General features: G+C 64.7%; 4 protein-coding genes and 1 pseudogene. 4 read left to right on the plus strand and 1 reads right to left on the minus strand.

Annotation, left to right across the window (positions count from 1 at the left end; translation table 11 throughout):
- Positions 1–314: 314 nt before the first annotated feature.
- From H9L22_RS19295 to H9L22_RS17310, 4 genes and pseudogenes are all read left to right on the plus strand, one after another.
- Positions 315–7,937, plus strand: coding sequence for a helicase-related protein (locus tag H9L22_RS19295; protein WP_226965962.1), 7,623 nt, complete (start codon positions 315–317; stop codon positions 7,935–7,937).
- Between the two features lie 377 nt (positions 7,938–8,314).
- On the plus strand, positions 8,315–9,589 hold the full coding sequence (locus H9L22_RS17300; RefSeq protein WP_187720974.1) for an RNA-directed DNA polymerase: 1,275 nt from the start codon (positions 8,315–8,317) through the stop codon (positions 9,587–9,589).
- Between the two features lie 1,271 nt (positions 9,590–10,860).
- Positions 10,861–12,252: an IS1380 family transposase gene (locus H9L22_RS17305; RefSeq protein WP_187720975.1), complete on the plus strand. Its 1,392-nt coding sequence runs from the start codon at positions 10,861–10,863 to the stop codon at positions 12,250–12,252.
- A gap of 172 nt (positions 12,253–12,424) precedes the next feature.
- Positions 12,425–12,772 (plus strand): annotated as a pseudogene (locus tag H9L22_RS17310) (TrlF family ATPase); the annotation flags it as partial.
- A gap of 206 nt (positions 12,773–12,978) precedes the next feature.
- On the opposite strand, the gene H9L22_RS17315 reads toward H9L22_RS17310, so the two are convergent.
- Positions 12,979–15,510, minus strand: coding sequence for a DEAD/DEAH box helicase (locus tag H9L22_RS17315; protein ID WP_187720976.1), 2,532 nt, complete (start codon positions 15,508–15,510; stop codon positions 12,979–12,981).
- Positions 15,511–15,740 lie beyond the last annotated feature (230 nt).

A 15,740-nucleotide genomic window follows, 5' to 3' on the forward strand; every position in this document is an offset into this window, starting at 1 on the left:
CACGCTCACGCGCTTTCCCGCCACCGCCCGGCGGGTCACTGGCAGGATTGCGTCCTCATTGGGGTCGACACGCCGCCGGACGAGAGTGATGGAGCCGTTCTCGTTCCCCAGGGCGGTGATCTGCGACGGGTAGACGCAGCTGCCGGAGTTGAATGACCATCTTGACAGTCACCACGGACAGTGTCTTCGGGGCCAGAAGAGGCATCAACGGGCGGCGCCAACGCCGTGCGCCTGACCGTCGCCGACATCCGATGGGGCATTGCGGCAGGAGCGCGCCCCGCGTGGCCAGGCCGACCGATAGGCTCCATCTCACGATGAGTAGCACGAACACCTTCGCGCCCGGCAACGTCGTCGTGGTGCGCGACGAGGACTGGCTGATCACCTCGGTGGACGAGTCGTCCGACGGACCCGTCCTCAACGCCCAGGGCCTCTCGGACCTGGTCCGCGGCCAGGACGCCGTCTTCTACCCCTCGCTGGACCGGATCAAGCTCGACGACCCCCGCGACACTGAAGTCCGCGCCGACGACTCACCCAAGTACCGCCGCTCCCGCCTCTGGGTCGAGTCCACCCTCCGCAAGACCGCCGTCCCGCTGAGCGACGACTCGCTCACCGTCTCGCCCCGCATGCTCGCCCGCCAACTCGGCTACCAGCACAAGGCCGTCGCCAAGGCACTCGACCCCGCGACACTGCGGCCCCGAATCCTGCTGGCCGACGCCGTCGGCCTCGGCAAGACGCTCGAGATCGGCATGATCCTCTCCGAACTCATCCGCCGCGGCCGCGGCGAGCGGATCCTCGTGGTCACCCCGCGACACGTGCTGGAGCAGATGCAGCACGAGATGTGGAGCCGCTTCGCCATCCCGTTCGTGCGCCTCGACTCTCAGGGCGTGGCCCGCGTCAAGCAGAAGCTGCCCGCCAACCGCAACCCGTTCTCCTACTTCCGCCGCGTCATCATCTCCATCGACACGCTGAAGCAGGAGCGCTTCGTCCACGACCTGCGCCGCCACCACTGGGACGCCGTCGTCATCGACGAGTCGCACAACGTCACCAACACCGCCACCCTCAACAACCGCCTGGCCAGCATCCTCGCGCCGCAGGCCGACGCCCTCATCCTCGCCTCCGCCACCCCGCACAACGGGTCGCGGGAGTCCTTCGCCGAGCTGGTCCGCCTCCTCGACCCCACCGCCGTCAAGGCCGACGGCGACCTCGACGCCCGCCGCGTCGAGCAGCTCACCATCCGACGCCACCGCCACAGCGCCGAGGTGGCCGAGGAGGTGGGCGCAGACTGGGCCGAGCGCCTTGAGCCCGACAACCGCCTCATCGACGCCTCTCCGCAGGAGGACGCCGTCGTCGACGAGCTGGTCGACACCTGGCTCCGCCCCACGGCGCCCTCGCCCTACTCCGGCGCCAACGGCTCCTTGTTCCCCTGGACGCTGGCGAAGGCCTTCCTGTCCTCGCCCGCCGCACTCCGCGACACCCTGCGCAACCGCATCGAGCGCCTCAACCACACGCCCGCCGCGCACCGCGAGGCCGAGGCCCTGCGCCGCCTGGCGGTCCTCAACGACGCCACCATGGCCACCTCGTCGAAGTACCAGGCCCTCGTCTCTCACCTCCGCGACGAAGTCGGAGTAGGTAAGAACTCGCCCATGCGCGCCGTCGTCTTCTCCGAGCGCGTCGCCACCCTCCACTGGCTCCAGGCCAAGCTCCAGAAGGACCTCGGCCTCAAACCCGACCAGGTGGAGGTCCTCCACGGCGGCCTGGCCGACGACCAGCAGCAGGCCATCGTCGAGAGCTTCAAGCAGACCAGCTCACCCATCCGCGTGCTCGTCACCGGCGACGTCGCCTCCGAGGGTGTCAACCTCCACAAGCAGTGCCACCACCTCATCCACTACGACATCCCGTGGAGCCTCATCCGCATCGAGCAGCGCAACGGCCGCATCGACCGCTACGGCCAGAAGCAGCCCCCGCAGATCACCACCCTCCTGCTCAACACCGCCAACGAGCGCTTCTCCGGCGACATCCGCGTCCTCACTGCCCTCGTCGCCCGCGAGCACGAGGCCCACCGCGCCCTCGGCGACGCCGCCAGCCTCATGGGCCGCTACAGCGTCACCGCCGAGGAGGAAGCCATCCGCCAGGTGCTCGCCGGCTCCAAGAGCTTCGACGACGTGGTCGCCAACCCCGAGGACATCGCCACCAGCCTCGACGACTGGCTGGCCCAATACCTCGACGACGACGCCGACGATCAGCCCGAGCCCGCCGTCGTCGGCGACCACCTCCTCTACGCCAAGCCGGTCGACTTCCTCCGCGACGCCCTCCACGAGTACTACCCCTCACCCGAGGACAGGCCGCTGCCGCGGGACCTCGGCGGCGTCGCCTGGCGCGAACACCATGCCGAGCACATCGTCGAGTTCGTCCCACCCGCCGACCTGCGTCAACGCTTCGAGGTGCTCCCACAGAGCTACCTCGCCGACCGCAACGTCCTCGAGCGCCTCCAGCTCGTCACCGAGCCCAACGCCGCGAGCACCATCCTCGACGCCGCCCTCACCGACACCAGCGCCTCCTCCTGGCCCGAGGCCCACTACCTCGGCCCCCTCCACCCGGTGCTCGACTGGGCCGCCGACCGCGCCCTGTCCCGGCTGGCCCGCGGCGAGATCTTCGCTGTGCGCGGCGACGTCGACGTGCCCACCGTCCTGCTCAACGGCACCCTCATCAACCGCCGCGGGCAGGTGGTGGCCTCGTCGTGGCTGTCCGCCCAGTTCCACGGCGCGACGCCCTTCGTCGAGGTGCACGCGACGGCGGGGGAGATGCTCGCCGACGCCGGCGTCATCGGCGAGCGCAGCAACCCCGGCCCGGTCCAGCTCCCGGACATGGACCTCGTCCGGCCCGCCGTCGAGCGCGCCGAGGACACCCTGCGCTTCCAGTTCCAGGCCGCCGCGGACGCCGCCAAGGCGCGGGTCGACGAGTGGGTGGCCCGCGCGGAGGAGTGGCAGTCCGAGGCCGAGGCGCTCATCCAGCGCGACCAGGTGCGCCGCCGCCGCGCGCTCGTCGAGGCGCAGGAACGGCTCAGCCGCGACATGACCCCCGACCGCCAGCTGGTGCGCCCCCTGCTGGTGGTCCTCCCGCCGACACCCCGGAGGCCACCCATGGCTGACAGCGACGCCCTCCTCGTCGTCGAGGACTGGATCAGCGAGCACTTCTTCACCACCGACGCCCGCAAGGAGTCCTACCTGGCCCGCGTCCTGGACCGGGTCAAGCAGTGGCGGGACGCCGAGCACCCCACCACCAAGTCCAGGTTCACCGCCGACCGCTCCAAGCTGGCCACCGCCATGGCCGCTCTCTACGCCGACGACGACCCGGACCCGAACGCCGCCGCAGCCCTCCACGCCGACCTCCGCCGCATCCTCGGCTACGAGCCCGGTCCCTACGAGACGACGGTGAACGGCCCCGTCCGGCTGCTGCGCTCACCCGGCCTCGAACCCACCCTCGCGATTGTGGAGGCCAAGCCCGCCGCCACGCTGGACGAGCTGTTCGCCCGCCACGCTGACACCCTCGCCGAGCCGTACGTCGTCGACGACGAGGACCCGATCACCTCGGCCACCAAGCTCGTCTCCACCCTGTTCCTCGACCACGAGGAGACGAAGTTCGCGCTCATCATGGCCGGCCGCTGGCTGGTGGTGGCCGAGGCCTCCCGCTGGCCCGAGGGCCGCTACCTGGCCGTCGACCTCCACACCGTCGCCGAGCGCGGCGACACCAAGCAGGGCGGCGAGATCGACCGAGCGCTGGTGGCCGTCGACGCCGAGTCGCTGGCCCCCGACGCCGACGGCAACATCTGGTGGGACGCGACCCTGGAGGCGTCCGTCGCGCACACCGTCGGCGTGTCCGCGGACCTGCGCGAGGGCGTGCGGGAGTCGATTGAGCTCATCGCCAACGAGGTGGTGGACCGACGGCGCGCCCAGGGCCTCGATCCTCTGCCGCAGAGTCAGGCGCAGCCGTTGGCGCTGCAGTCGCTGCGGTTCCTCTACCGGATCCTGTTCCTCCTCTACGCCGAGGCGTCGCCGGAGCTGAAGATCCTCCCCGTCGGGGACCCGGACTACGCCCGCGGCTACTCCCTCGACCGGCTCCGGGAGCTGGTGCAGGTGGAGCTCGCCTCCCCGCGCGCCCGCTCCGGCACCCACCTGTACGAGTCGCTGGCTCTGCTCTTCCGCCTCGTCGACCGCGGCCACCACCTCCCGCTGGTTGAGGAGCTCGACGGCGGAGCCGGCGAGCGTCTCGAAACCTATGAAACGCACCCCTCCCCGCTGGTTGAGGAGCGAAGGAGCGAAGCGACTGAGCGTCTCGAAACCTATGAAGCGACCAATGACCGCCTAGTCGAGCGCGGCCTCGAGTTCCAACCCCTCCGCGCAGACCTCTTCTCACCCCAGGCCACCGCCCTCATCGACGAAGTCGGCCTCGGCAACCACGCCCTCCAGGAAGTCCTCCGCCGACTCCTGCTCAGCAAGGAGCGCTCCGGCAAGGAACGCGGCTTCATCAGCTACGTCGAGCTTGGCATCAATCAGCTGGGCGCCGTCTACGAGGGCCTGATGAGCTACACGGGCTCGTTCGCCGACGTCGACCTCTACGAGGTTGCCCGCGATGGCAATCCCGAGAAGGGCTCCTGGGTGGTCCCAGTGGACCGCGCCGACCACCTGGCCGACAAGGACTTCGTCCTCGACACCGACCCCGTCACCGGCCAGAAGAGCCGCCGCCGCTACACCCGCGGCCAGTTCGTCTTCCGGCTCTCCGGCCGCCAGCGGCAGCGCTCCGCCTCCTACTACACCCCCGAGGTGTTGACGAAGTTCACCGTCTCCGAGGCGCTCGCCGAGCTGTTGGACCAGGACGGCCACACCACCACCGCCGAGGAAATCCTGGGCCTTAGCGTCTGCGAGCCCGCCCTTGGCTCCGGCGCGTTCGCCATCGAGGCCGTCCGGCAGCTGGCCGAGCAGTACCTGAAGCGCCGGCAGGAGGAGCTGGGGGAGCGGATCGACCCCGACGTCTACCCGGCCGAGCTGCAGAAGGTGAAGGCCTACCTGGCCCTGCATAACGTCTACGGCGTGGACCTCAACGCCACCGCCGTGGAGTTCGCGGAGATCACGCTGTGGCTGGACACCATGGCCGAAGGCCTTCAGGCCCCATGGTTCGGACTCCGGCTGCGACGCGGCAACTCGCTGGTGGGGGCGTCGCGGTCCTTCTACACGCGGGATCAGGTCAACGACAAGCGCTGGCTCACCACCCCGCCCACCGCGGAGCCGCTCACCGACATCGACGCCCGTATTGAGCAGGACCGCCCCGAGCTCAGCGGCTCGGGCGGCCGCATCCACCACTGGCTGCTGCCCGCCGCAGGCTGGGGCGCGACGTCAGAATCCAAGGAGGCGAAGGAACTCGTCCCCGACCGCGTGGCCAAGGTCAAGGCGTGGCGGAAGGCCATCAAGGGCAAGCCGACGAAGAAGCAACTCGACCAGCTGGTGGCGATCTCCCACCAGGCCGAGGAGTTGTGGGCGATGGCCTATCGCCGTTTGAAGGTCGCCGAGCAGGAGTCCGCCCGCAATATTCCTCTCTGGGGCTCGCCCTACTCGCTGGCTGAGGTGCGGCGAAGCGGCCTCGAAGCCTCAAAGACCCGCACCCCCCACGTCACTCGTGAACAGATCGAAGCCTCCCTAGCCGACGACGATGGCGCCTACCGCCGACTCCGCCGCATGATGGACGCCTGGACCGCGCTGTGGTTCTGGCCGCTGACCGGCGACGAAGTGGCCCCGCCGACCCTCGACCAGTGGATCGACGCAGCACAGGGCATCCTTGGCACTCAGAAGCTCTCGGCCCGAGGAGCGAAGCAAGGGATGGGTACGCTCTCCCCTGCGGACCAATGGGAGGCGATGGCAGACCAAGAGAACTTCGAACTCGCCGGAGCCGGAGCCAGGCGAATCAGGGACGTGCTCGCCGATCACCAGTGGCTGCGTGTCTGCGACGACGTGGCCAAAGAGCAGGGCTTCTTCCACTGGCAACTGGACTTCGCGACAGTGTTCGGCCGCGGAGGCTTCGACCTCCAAGTGGGCAACCCGCCGTGGGTGAGGCCGGACGTCGACCTGGACGCGCTACTCGCCGAGAGCGATCCCTGGTGGCAATTGGCGCTGAAACCGACTGAGGCTGCCAAGAACTCGCGACGCATGGAGACGCTGCAACTCGTCGACGCCGGCGACATCGTGACGGCCGGTGCGGCCGAGATGGTCGCACTCCGGGAATTCGTCGGCGACCAGACAACCTATCCGGAGCTGATTGGTCTCAGGCCCGACCTCTATCGCTGCTTCATGGCACAAATGTGGACGCACGGCTCACTCCGGGGCACCGTGGGCCTGATCCATCCTGAGACGCATCTGACGGATGAGAAGGCCGGGGGGCTCCGGGGACTCACCTACCCTCGACTGCGACGCCACTGGCAGTTCGTGAATGAGCTGCAACTTTTCGAAGTGCATCACTTGGTCACCTTCGGTGTCCACGTCTACGGGGCGGTGAGGCGCGTGTCGTTCCTCAACGCCGCTGGCCTCTACCACCCCGAGACGATTATCCGTTCGGAGAAGCACGACGGCTCCGGCGAAGAGCCAGGACTGAAGTACGCCGGGAAATGGGACCTACGGCCCCACAGATCCCGCGTGCAGTTGGTGGACGAAGCGGAGCTGGCCGTCTGGCGTGACGTGTTGGAGGGTCCTGCCGCCGCGGTCCACCAGACGCGGATGCTCTACTCCGTCAACTCATCATCATCGCGGGTTATGAGCGCGCTCGCGCGAGCGCGCCGCGTCGGCGGTCTCGGTCTGCACTTCTCGCAGGGGTGGAACGAGACGACGGACCGTCAGAAGGGCCGATTCGTCCAGGATTGGGGATCCACATCTTGGGACGAAGCGATCCTCCAGGGCCCGCACCTACACGTGGGGAACCCGTTCTACAAATCCCCCAACTCGACGATGCTCCACAATCTTGATTGGTCGTCTGTCGACCTAGAGACGCTCGCTTCCGATGCCCTGCCGGTGACGGCGTACAAGCCGGCTGGCGATCGCGCTACCTATGACACCGCCTACGGCAAATGGGACGGTTCACCCCAGCGAGACCACTTCCGTGTTGCATGGCGGGGTATGGCTGCGAATAGCGGTGAGCGGACGTTGATTCCTGCGGTGATTCCGCCGGCTGCGGCTCACATATTCTCCCTCTACTGCCTTGGGGGCGGGCCCAACCACTCGGTCGTATTGGCCGCTGGCGCCATGTCCGCCATGCTGAACGACGCGCTGGTGCGCGCCCTCCCCAAGAGTGGAATCATCCAGAGCACCGCCATGCAGCTAGCGCTACCGCCGTCTGACCACCCGCTGATCCCGCGACTGCTCCTTCGCACCCTTCGCCTGAACTGTCTCACTGATGCCTACTCTGACCTGTGGCGCGATGTCTGGGACCCCGCGTTCAGGGGCGACGAGTGGCTCCTCGGCAAGGCATATCCGGGTGCGCCCGAGATGGGTGACGTCGGACCGGAGTGGACACCAGGCACCCCGCTGCGCCGTGACGTCGACCGCCGCAACGCCTTGGTGGAGATCGACGCCCTCATGGCCACGATGCTCGGAGTCACCGCCGACGAGCTGGCCACGATCTACCGCACGCAGTTCGCGGTCCTCCACGGCTACGACCAGAACGACTACATCTACGACGCCAACGGCCGCCTGGTCCCGACCCAGGTCCGCCAACTCTGGCGCAAGAAGGGTGACAAGCTCACCGAGGAGGAGCGCACTGCCACTCACCCCCGCGGGACGGTCTACACCTACGAACTCCCCTTCGCCCCCGCGACCGCGAGGCCGACTTCCACGCTGCGATGGAGAAGCTGGCGGGAGAGCTTGGAGCGCGATGATCAAGATCCACCACCCCGTTGAGAAGGCAGAACACCACGATGGTGATGAGTTTGCAGCTGGGACGAGACTTCTGAATGACGCTCTTAGAGCTCGCCAGCGTTCCAAGAGGAGTCGATAGCGTGCAGTTTACGTTTGCGAACTTGGCATCCTATGTGGAGAAGGGTTGGGTTGAGAATGCGCTACTTCAGCATCAGTACTTCCCGAATGTGCGCAGCGACCGTACCGAACTTCCACCCTTCTTCAGTTCCGCTTCTTTTTCTCCTGCGATAGCAGCCCAGCTCCGTGTGCAGCCTCCGACCGCTGCGCCAGTTCTAGAGTTTCGGTCACGACGGTACGACGGTCTCATTCGAACCATGGGAATTCCGCATCCGGTTCCATACGCTCGGTTGGTCGATCACGTGGTGGAGAACTGGGTCAAACTCTCCAATTTCCTGCACAGTGACCAGTCAATGGTGAAGCCCGATGGGTGGCCGTATCGGGACCGCATCGTGGTGATGGACTACGAATCGACTGAGTCCAGAATGCACCGTGACACCGTGCAAGCTCAGGGAAGCAGGTTCGTCGTCCGTGCGGACGTCGCGAACTGTTTCCCCAGCATCTACAGCCATGCTATTGACTGGGCGCTCAGGGGCAAGGCTGTGGCGAAAAAGGATAAGGTCAAGTCCAGTTGGGAGCCGAAACTGGACGAACTCTTGAGGAACTGTCATGACCGTGAGACGAAAGGTGCGATGATCGGCCCTGTAATCTCGAACATCGCCGCGGAGGTCATTCTTCAACGAGTTGACGCAGACTTGGTGGCCGCCGGGTTTGAGTTTACCAGATACGTCGATGACTTCACCAGCTACCACGTCACACTCGAAGAGGCGGAGAGATTCGTTGCCCAGCTGGATAGGTCCTTGGCTCACTACAGGCTTCAACTGAACACCAGAAAGACTAGGATTTCCAGTCTTGCCGAGGACTCCGACAGTGATTGGATCACGGAGGTCCTCATGGCCCTGCCCCGTAAGAAGCGCGCGGGCGCTGTTGAATCGCTGCGTTTCCTACGACACTGCGAGGCCTCGGCGAGGCGCCATCCGCAGCGCTCGGTTCTGACTTTTGGGATAAAGACCCTGCTCGGGAAAAGGGGATGCCCTCAGGTGGGGGTAGATTCAAAGCGAGCACCGAATCCAACTGTGGACCTCGCTATCCTGGACGAACTGTTCCGACTGACGTTCCTTTATCCACATCTAATCCCGTACGCTACGCGACAGCTTGCTTACTGTTCAGAATTGCTGAGCAAAGCAGAGCGAGAACGGCTAGCCCACAATCTCCGAGTCGTGTTGGCGCAGGCCGCCACGAGGCGTGAAACGTCGACGATTTGCTGGGGTATATATGCCATTCGCAAGATACTTAAGCGCAGCGTTGTGAAGAATTTGGCAATGGCGCTGATTGAGACGGACGACGATCTGGTGTGGCTGGCTTTGGCGGCGAGTGGAAAGAAGTACGTCCCTTGGGTCTTGGGGCGAATGTCCAGCCTAATTGCCAACGGAGCGCATGAATGCTTAGACCATTGGCTGATGCGCTACGAATTGTACCGGATCAAGGAACTCAAGAGTCACCAATTGGACAATAGTGTCGAAAGCTGGTTCGTCAAGGCGCGTCCTGCCGGCCTGCGTTTCTCGATCCTAGAGTGAGCGAATGTTACCCGCGATGAGCCCACGGCCTGAACGACCCGATTCAGAAGGGTCAAATACAACTTGTCGCGAAAACCCGAAGATGGCGGACAGCGTGGCTGGGCGCTCGCCGACGACAAGATTCACCCCAGCGTGTCTAGAGAAACAACATTCACGGGGTTTGCCCCTGAAACCTGTGTGGTTTCAGGCGGGCATGCATTCTGCGCCGCGCCGTCTCCGACTAAGGCTCGATGCGCCCGGCTTCGACCGTATGCCTCAGGCCAGGGCGTTCCGGCTCCCTCCCAGCCTGAGCGGCTACCCCCCAGGCGGCCGCCCATCACCACGAGCATAGGGGCCGGCAGGGGCCGGGCTATTCCTGCTGCCATCCCGCTCGGTGCCTCCGCGCGCCGTCGGAATGAATGTTCTGTTGCCTTCCTGATGGCCAAGGTCCCGGGCAACTTCGACCGCGGATATCACCGCAATGCGGTGGCGCGTCCAGCGTCATACCTGACTTCCACAACTGGGCCCAGATTTAGTGCCCCGCCAAGGAGCCCCAAATGAGCCAGGGCAGCTCGCACCTGGATCAGGACGAGCAGCATAGGCCTTCCGTCGACCACTGCGCCGCTGGTGGAGCCCTGCCGCTGGCTCCGGTTCCGTGCCTCGGCGGACGGACGGTTGTCCGCAGGGCCACTTCGGGGCTGAGAGGGCCCTCTGAAGGTCAGGCGTACCGACCGACAGGGGGAGAGACACCTGGCTCATGGGGCGCCGCCGCGGCGCCAAGAGCGTCGGAGAGGTCCACCCACCTACCTTGCTGAGCACGCTCTGCCCCACTCTGCCCTGCGATTTAGTGCCCCGGTTCTCAACGGGAATCTCTCTTGACTGGGGCATCTGTTCGCCGCCGCGGCGTCCCACGGAGGGTGTTGTGGAAGTCAGGTCATACCGACGGTGGGCTAGATTCGGGGACGCCTCCTGGATTTGCCAGGTAGGAGTTGGCCAGGTGTTTCCTCAGTTTGCGGCACATTGGGTAGAACGTTGCCAACGTAAACCCGCCGGAGGTCACAGCGCCGAGAACAGGAACTGCCCTGCTCACGCCTCTGGCAAAGATCTGCTTCGTCATCCGTATGCCCAACTGTGTGGCCACCCTTTTGACCAACGGGTAGATGACACCTTTAGCCTCGTGCTTTCACGCCGGTGGGTGGACAGTAGCGGGTTGAGATAGCGAAAGTGCCCCTGACTTGGGATGATGTGACTTGACTAGAGAACACATCGACCAAGATGGGGGCACCTTCGAGGTGAACAGTACCGGTTTGTATCCCAGGGTTCATGTTGGTACCGCGAAGGTGGCCGCGGTGGCCCAGGCCGGCGGGGTCCTGCTCACGGAAACAATCCGCGCCGCGGGGCTGGATCGGGCCCTGTCGGAGGCGTTGGTGGGGTGGCGGAAGCCGTTGGCGGTCCATGACCCGGGCAAGATCCTGCTCGACCTGGCGGTGTCGCTGGTGCTGGGCGGGGATGCGTTGAGTGACGTCGCCGTGCTGCGCGGCGAGCCGGGGGTGTACGGCCGTGTGGCGTCAGATCCGACGGTGTTGCGGCTGATCAAGGCCCTGGCCGAGGATGCGGACAAGGCGATCAAGGCGATATCGGTGGCGCGGCAGCAGGCCCGAGCCACCGTCTGGGGTCTGGCCGGTGTCCATGCGCCCGACCACGGCGCTACCGCTGAGCAGCCGCTGATTATCGACTTGGATGCGTCGCTGGTCACCGCGCATTCGGAGAAGCAGCAGGCTGCTCCGACGTTCAAACGCGGGTTCGGGTTCCACCCCCTGTTGGCGTTCGCCGACCACGGCACGGACGGAACCGGCGAAGCACTCGCGGTCCATCTGAGGCCGGGGAACGCGGGCTCCAACAAGGCTTCGGATCACATCGCCGTGACCAGGGCCGCGTTGGCGCAGCTCCCCGACCAGAACCCGCGGCCAGGACGCCGGGTGCTGGTCCGCGCGGACGGCGCCGGCGGCACTAAAGACTTCACCAAGTGGCTGACCGGGCGAAGGGTCGTGTACTCGGTCGGGTTCACTCTCCCCATGGACACCCCCGACCTCTACCACGAGATTCCCGAATGGGTGTGGCTCCCGGCGCTCAACGCGGATGGTGAAGCCCGCGACGGGGCCGATCTGGCCGAGTTCACCGGACTACTCGACCTGTCCGGCTGGCCCAAGGGGATGCGGGTGATCGTCCGCCGGGAACGACCCCACCCCGGCGCTCAGCTGCGGTTCGATGATGTCGACGGCTACCGGCTCACCGCCTTCGCGACCAACACCACCCTCGGCACCCTCCAACAGCTCGAGCTCCGGCATAGCCGGCGGGCCCGCTGCGAAGACCGGATCAGGCAGGCGAAGACCACCGGGCTGGCGAACCTCCCCCTGCACGGGTTCGACCAGAACCGCATCTGGTGCCAGATCGTCGCCCTGGCCTCCGAGTTACAGGCCTGGACCGGGATGCTGGCGCTGACCGGTCATGAAGCCCGGCGTTGGGAACCGAAACGCCTCCGCTACCGGCTGTTCAGCATCCCCGCCACCATCGCCCGAAGAGCCAGACGCATCCACCTCCACCTCAGCGACCGATCCCCATGGGCCGAGCTCATCCTCACAGGCATCACCAGACTCCAAGGACTCCCAGCACCAGCGACCTGACCCCGCGGCCCCGACCATCCGCCTCGATCCTGGAACACCCCCTCGGCCTGGAAACCCCGCCCACCGTGAGCGACACGCGGCGCCTTGTCACACCCAGCTGCAAGAATCAGATACAACCTCGACGCCACCGGCGCCGACCTGCCCTACACAGGCCCGTCATGAAAGATCGAGGCTAGCACTCTTCTACCTCGTCGTGGACCGACGGACTACACCGCTCTTGCTGGACCAACCAGAAGAGAATCTCGACAACGAGACAATCGCCTCAAAACTCGTTCCGGCAATTCATGAGGCCGCGGGTCGTCGTCAGACAATCGTCGTCACGCATAATGCCAATCTTGCTATCGTCGGCGATGCTGACCAAATCGTACATTGTGAGATGCGCGATGGCCAGTTCAACCTCACCAGTGGCAGCATAGCTGATCTCGACGTTGCGAAGTTCTCGCTAAATGTCTTGGAGGGGACCAAGCCTGCTTTTGACAATCGTCGGCACAAGTACGAGGCGTTCCCCGAGCTAGGATGAGCCACTACTCGCCCCATGGTGCTCACTGCTGCTGGCTCAAGGTGGAACAGGCTAGGAACGCGTCGTCATGATTATGCTTTAAGGGCGAGGCCGAGGCGAGCGATTTCCGCAATCCGAGACTATCGGCAACGACTGGAACTGCGCAGGCGCTGCCTCGGGTGACCAATTGAGGCCTCCGGTGGCGGCGCCAGAAGCACTGTCCCGCACTACCTTCGGGCCTCCATGCTGTGCCTAGCGAGGACTTGTTCAGCGGTTAGTTGGTGACGTGCCAGTGCAGACGCAACGGCGGCTGAGTCGCCCCAAGAACCCGACGCGGAGAGTTCTCTCACCATTGCCTCCACATCCCGCCGCAGGTGCTGCACGTGTTCCTTGGTCATGATTCGTGTGCGCGGTGGAACATGAGCTTGGCTATCTAGTTCCGCAGACGGGTGGACTAGGACTGGTACTGCATCAACGGCTTCTGGGTAGTGGTCGGAGAACCAGGCCATCGAGTGAACGAGTTGTTCCGCTTCGCTCTTCGTGATCACAGGGCTCGGGCGGGACACGTCGGTTTTCAGTTCGATGATCGCGAAGCGGCTGGGGCTTAGCGCCCATAGGTTGTCGGGACCGCCATCGCGGTCCTCCTTCTCTGGCCGGTTTGATGCGAACCCCAAATGGCACCCAAGGAGACGGAACTGTTCCTCGGCAAGATCGGCCGCTTCCTCGACACCCCAAACTATGTTGTCGAACAGGGAGCCCACAGCGAGTTCCATTGAGCGGGGGTCAACGTACGTTGATGCGAGATAATTTGCCGCTGCGACGCCCTGCGCTGCCGGGCCTGCAACCTTCTTGCGCGACGGCGGCACATTGGGTTTGAGGACCGCGGAGTTGAGCTTGCGTGCTGCCGACAACGTCTTCTCTGCGGCTGTAGCGTCTACAAGGTGCTCATAGGCCGCGAGTTCTTCCAGGTACCATCCCTTGAGAAGCGGCTCGGACACTGTGTCTATGGCGCTACGCAGGACCAGTACCGCGCCATCGGGGTCGCCCGCTACGGCCCTGTTGAAGGCCTCCCGACGTCCTGCGGCAAGTTCGGTGACGTTCCCGGCGGAGTCATAAGTGACGTCGGCGGTTGCTTCCAAGCTCTTCGTCACCCACTGGGGTTTACGTTCGAGGAAAGTATCCAGCAAGTCGCCGATGACATTGATACTCTCGCCTTGGATCTGATCAGAGACCTGTTGGCTCAACTCGATCTGAGCCCGGGTGGCAGGTGAGTAAAATGCTCTCAGCGTACTGTCGCGTAGCGTGAGCGCCGCGTCGCTGTTCACGACAAGTACTGCGCAATAGTCGCCGACATCCCGGATCCCCCGGCCCATACCCTGCTCGATCCGCTGGACCTCTCGCGCCTTGAAGAACATTGATCCAACTAGTGCAGCGGAGGCCCGTCGTTCGTGCGGGGTTAGGGGCGTTGGAATTCCGTCAATGATGAGTAGCCGGCATGCGTCTCCCGGCAAATCGACCCCGTCGTATTTGTTGACAAGAACGACGACTCCGATGTGGTCGCCCTTCTTCATGCGTTCGATTAACGGTTGCATGTCGCCGACGTGAAGTACGGCATCTGCGAAGGCCCTCCACCGGTTGGCGGCATAGTCGCTTGGCACTAGGACGACCACGTTCACGGGCACGCTCTCAATGGTCCCGTCGCCATTACGGTCACCGTCGGCGAACCCACGCGCCAGTTGTTGCACGGCGGTGTCGGCAAGCCGAGGGTTAATTGAGAGCGGCGCGAGTATTATCCGGTCTCCCAAGTCCGAGGCCTGATTTGGAGTTATGGGGCGGCGTACCGCGTCCGCGTTCGCATCGAGCTCGGTCACAAGCACGCCCTCGTCTTCTAGTGTGGCCGTCAAATAGACCCTGCGCTTAGCGTGCGCGAAAGCGGGAATAATGTCGACCTCTGGGCAAGGAGTCCGGATCTCGACGACCGATGAAGTCACCGTGATCGTTGCTAACTTAAGAGAATCGGCAACGAAAGGCCATGAGTAGAGTAGTGTGTCAATCGCCTCATCTGCTGCGTGTGGTCGAACGATGGCCATGATTTCCTGGGCACGATCAGCGACCGCCTTTGGCGGGACGCGGATAGGTGCTCCAGGCTCTCCCGCCGCGATGTCGGCATAGGCCTTGGGACTTTGCGAGGCCAAGTCACTAGCAAACAGGTTGATCAGCTTGCCGTATGCCTGGCAGGACGCAGGAATCTTAGGAGCGAACAACCCGCCGGTGGCAGAGAGCGCGGCGTGCGCGTCATCAACCACAACTATGCCTAGCGGCACGACCTTTTTGACGTTGCGCACACCGAACACGCTCCGCCCGTTCAGCAGTTTGTGGAACGTCGTGATGAGGATCGCTCGCTGGGACCGAAACGACTCGTCTTTCGCATCCGTTGTAACGGCGATCTTTGCGTCGTTAGCCTCGCCAACCACTTGCTGGATCAGGAACTTATCGGGTACCAGGAAAACTGCCGGGCCTACTCCTTCGTGCAGGCTCGATTGGGCGATGAGGAGGCCCGTTAGCGTCTTCCCGCCGCCCGTATTTTGCTTGAGGACGAGGTCAGACTCGTTACGGCGCTCGTACCACGTCTCAAGCACCTCGTTCTGCTCCGGGCGAAGCCGCGGCCACCTTCTTCCTTGGAGTGCCGCGTAGATCTCGCGCGGGCGAGTTAGTCGGGCACCCTTGTTCGGGTTAATATCATCCCAGCGGATGGGCATTGGTCACCTTGCATAATCGGTTGTAACCATGGGCATAAGAGTCTTCTCACCAGTCTTCGCCGTCCAACGGGACCTGAGTCGAGTCCACTCTAGTCTAGCTAGGCAGTTCCGGGCACCGACCTGCGCAAGAAGTGGGCCTCGAGTCAATCGAAGGCAAACGAGACCAGCCACCGACTCGTGTCGCAGCGCCGTCACCCGACTCCTGCGACGCCATCAGAGGAACTATTTGC

This window comes from Tessaracoccus defluvii (assembly GCF_014489575.1).
GTDB lineage: Bacteria > Actinomycetota > Actinomycetes > Propionibacteriales > Propionibacteriaceae > Arachnia > Arachnia defluvii.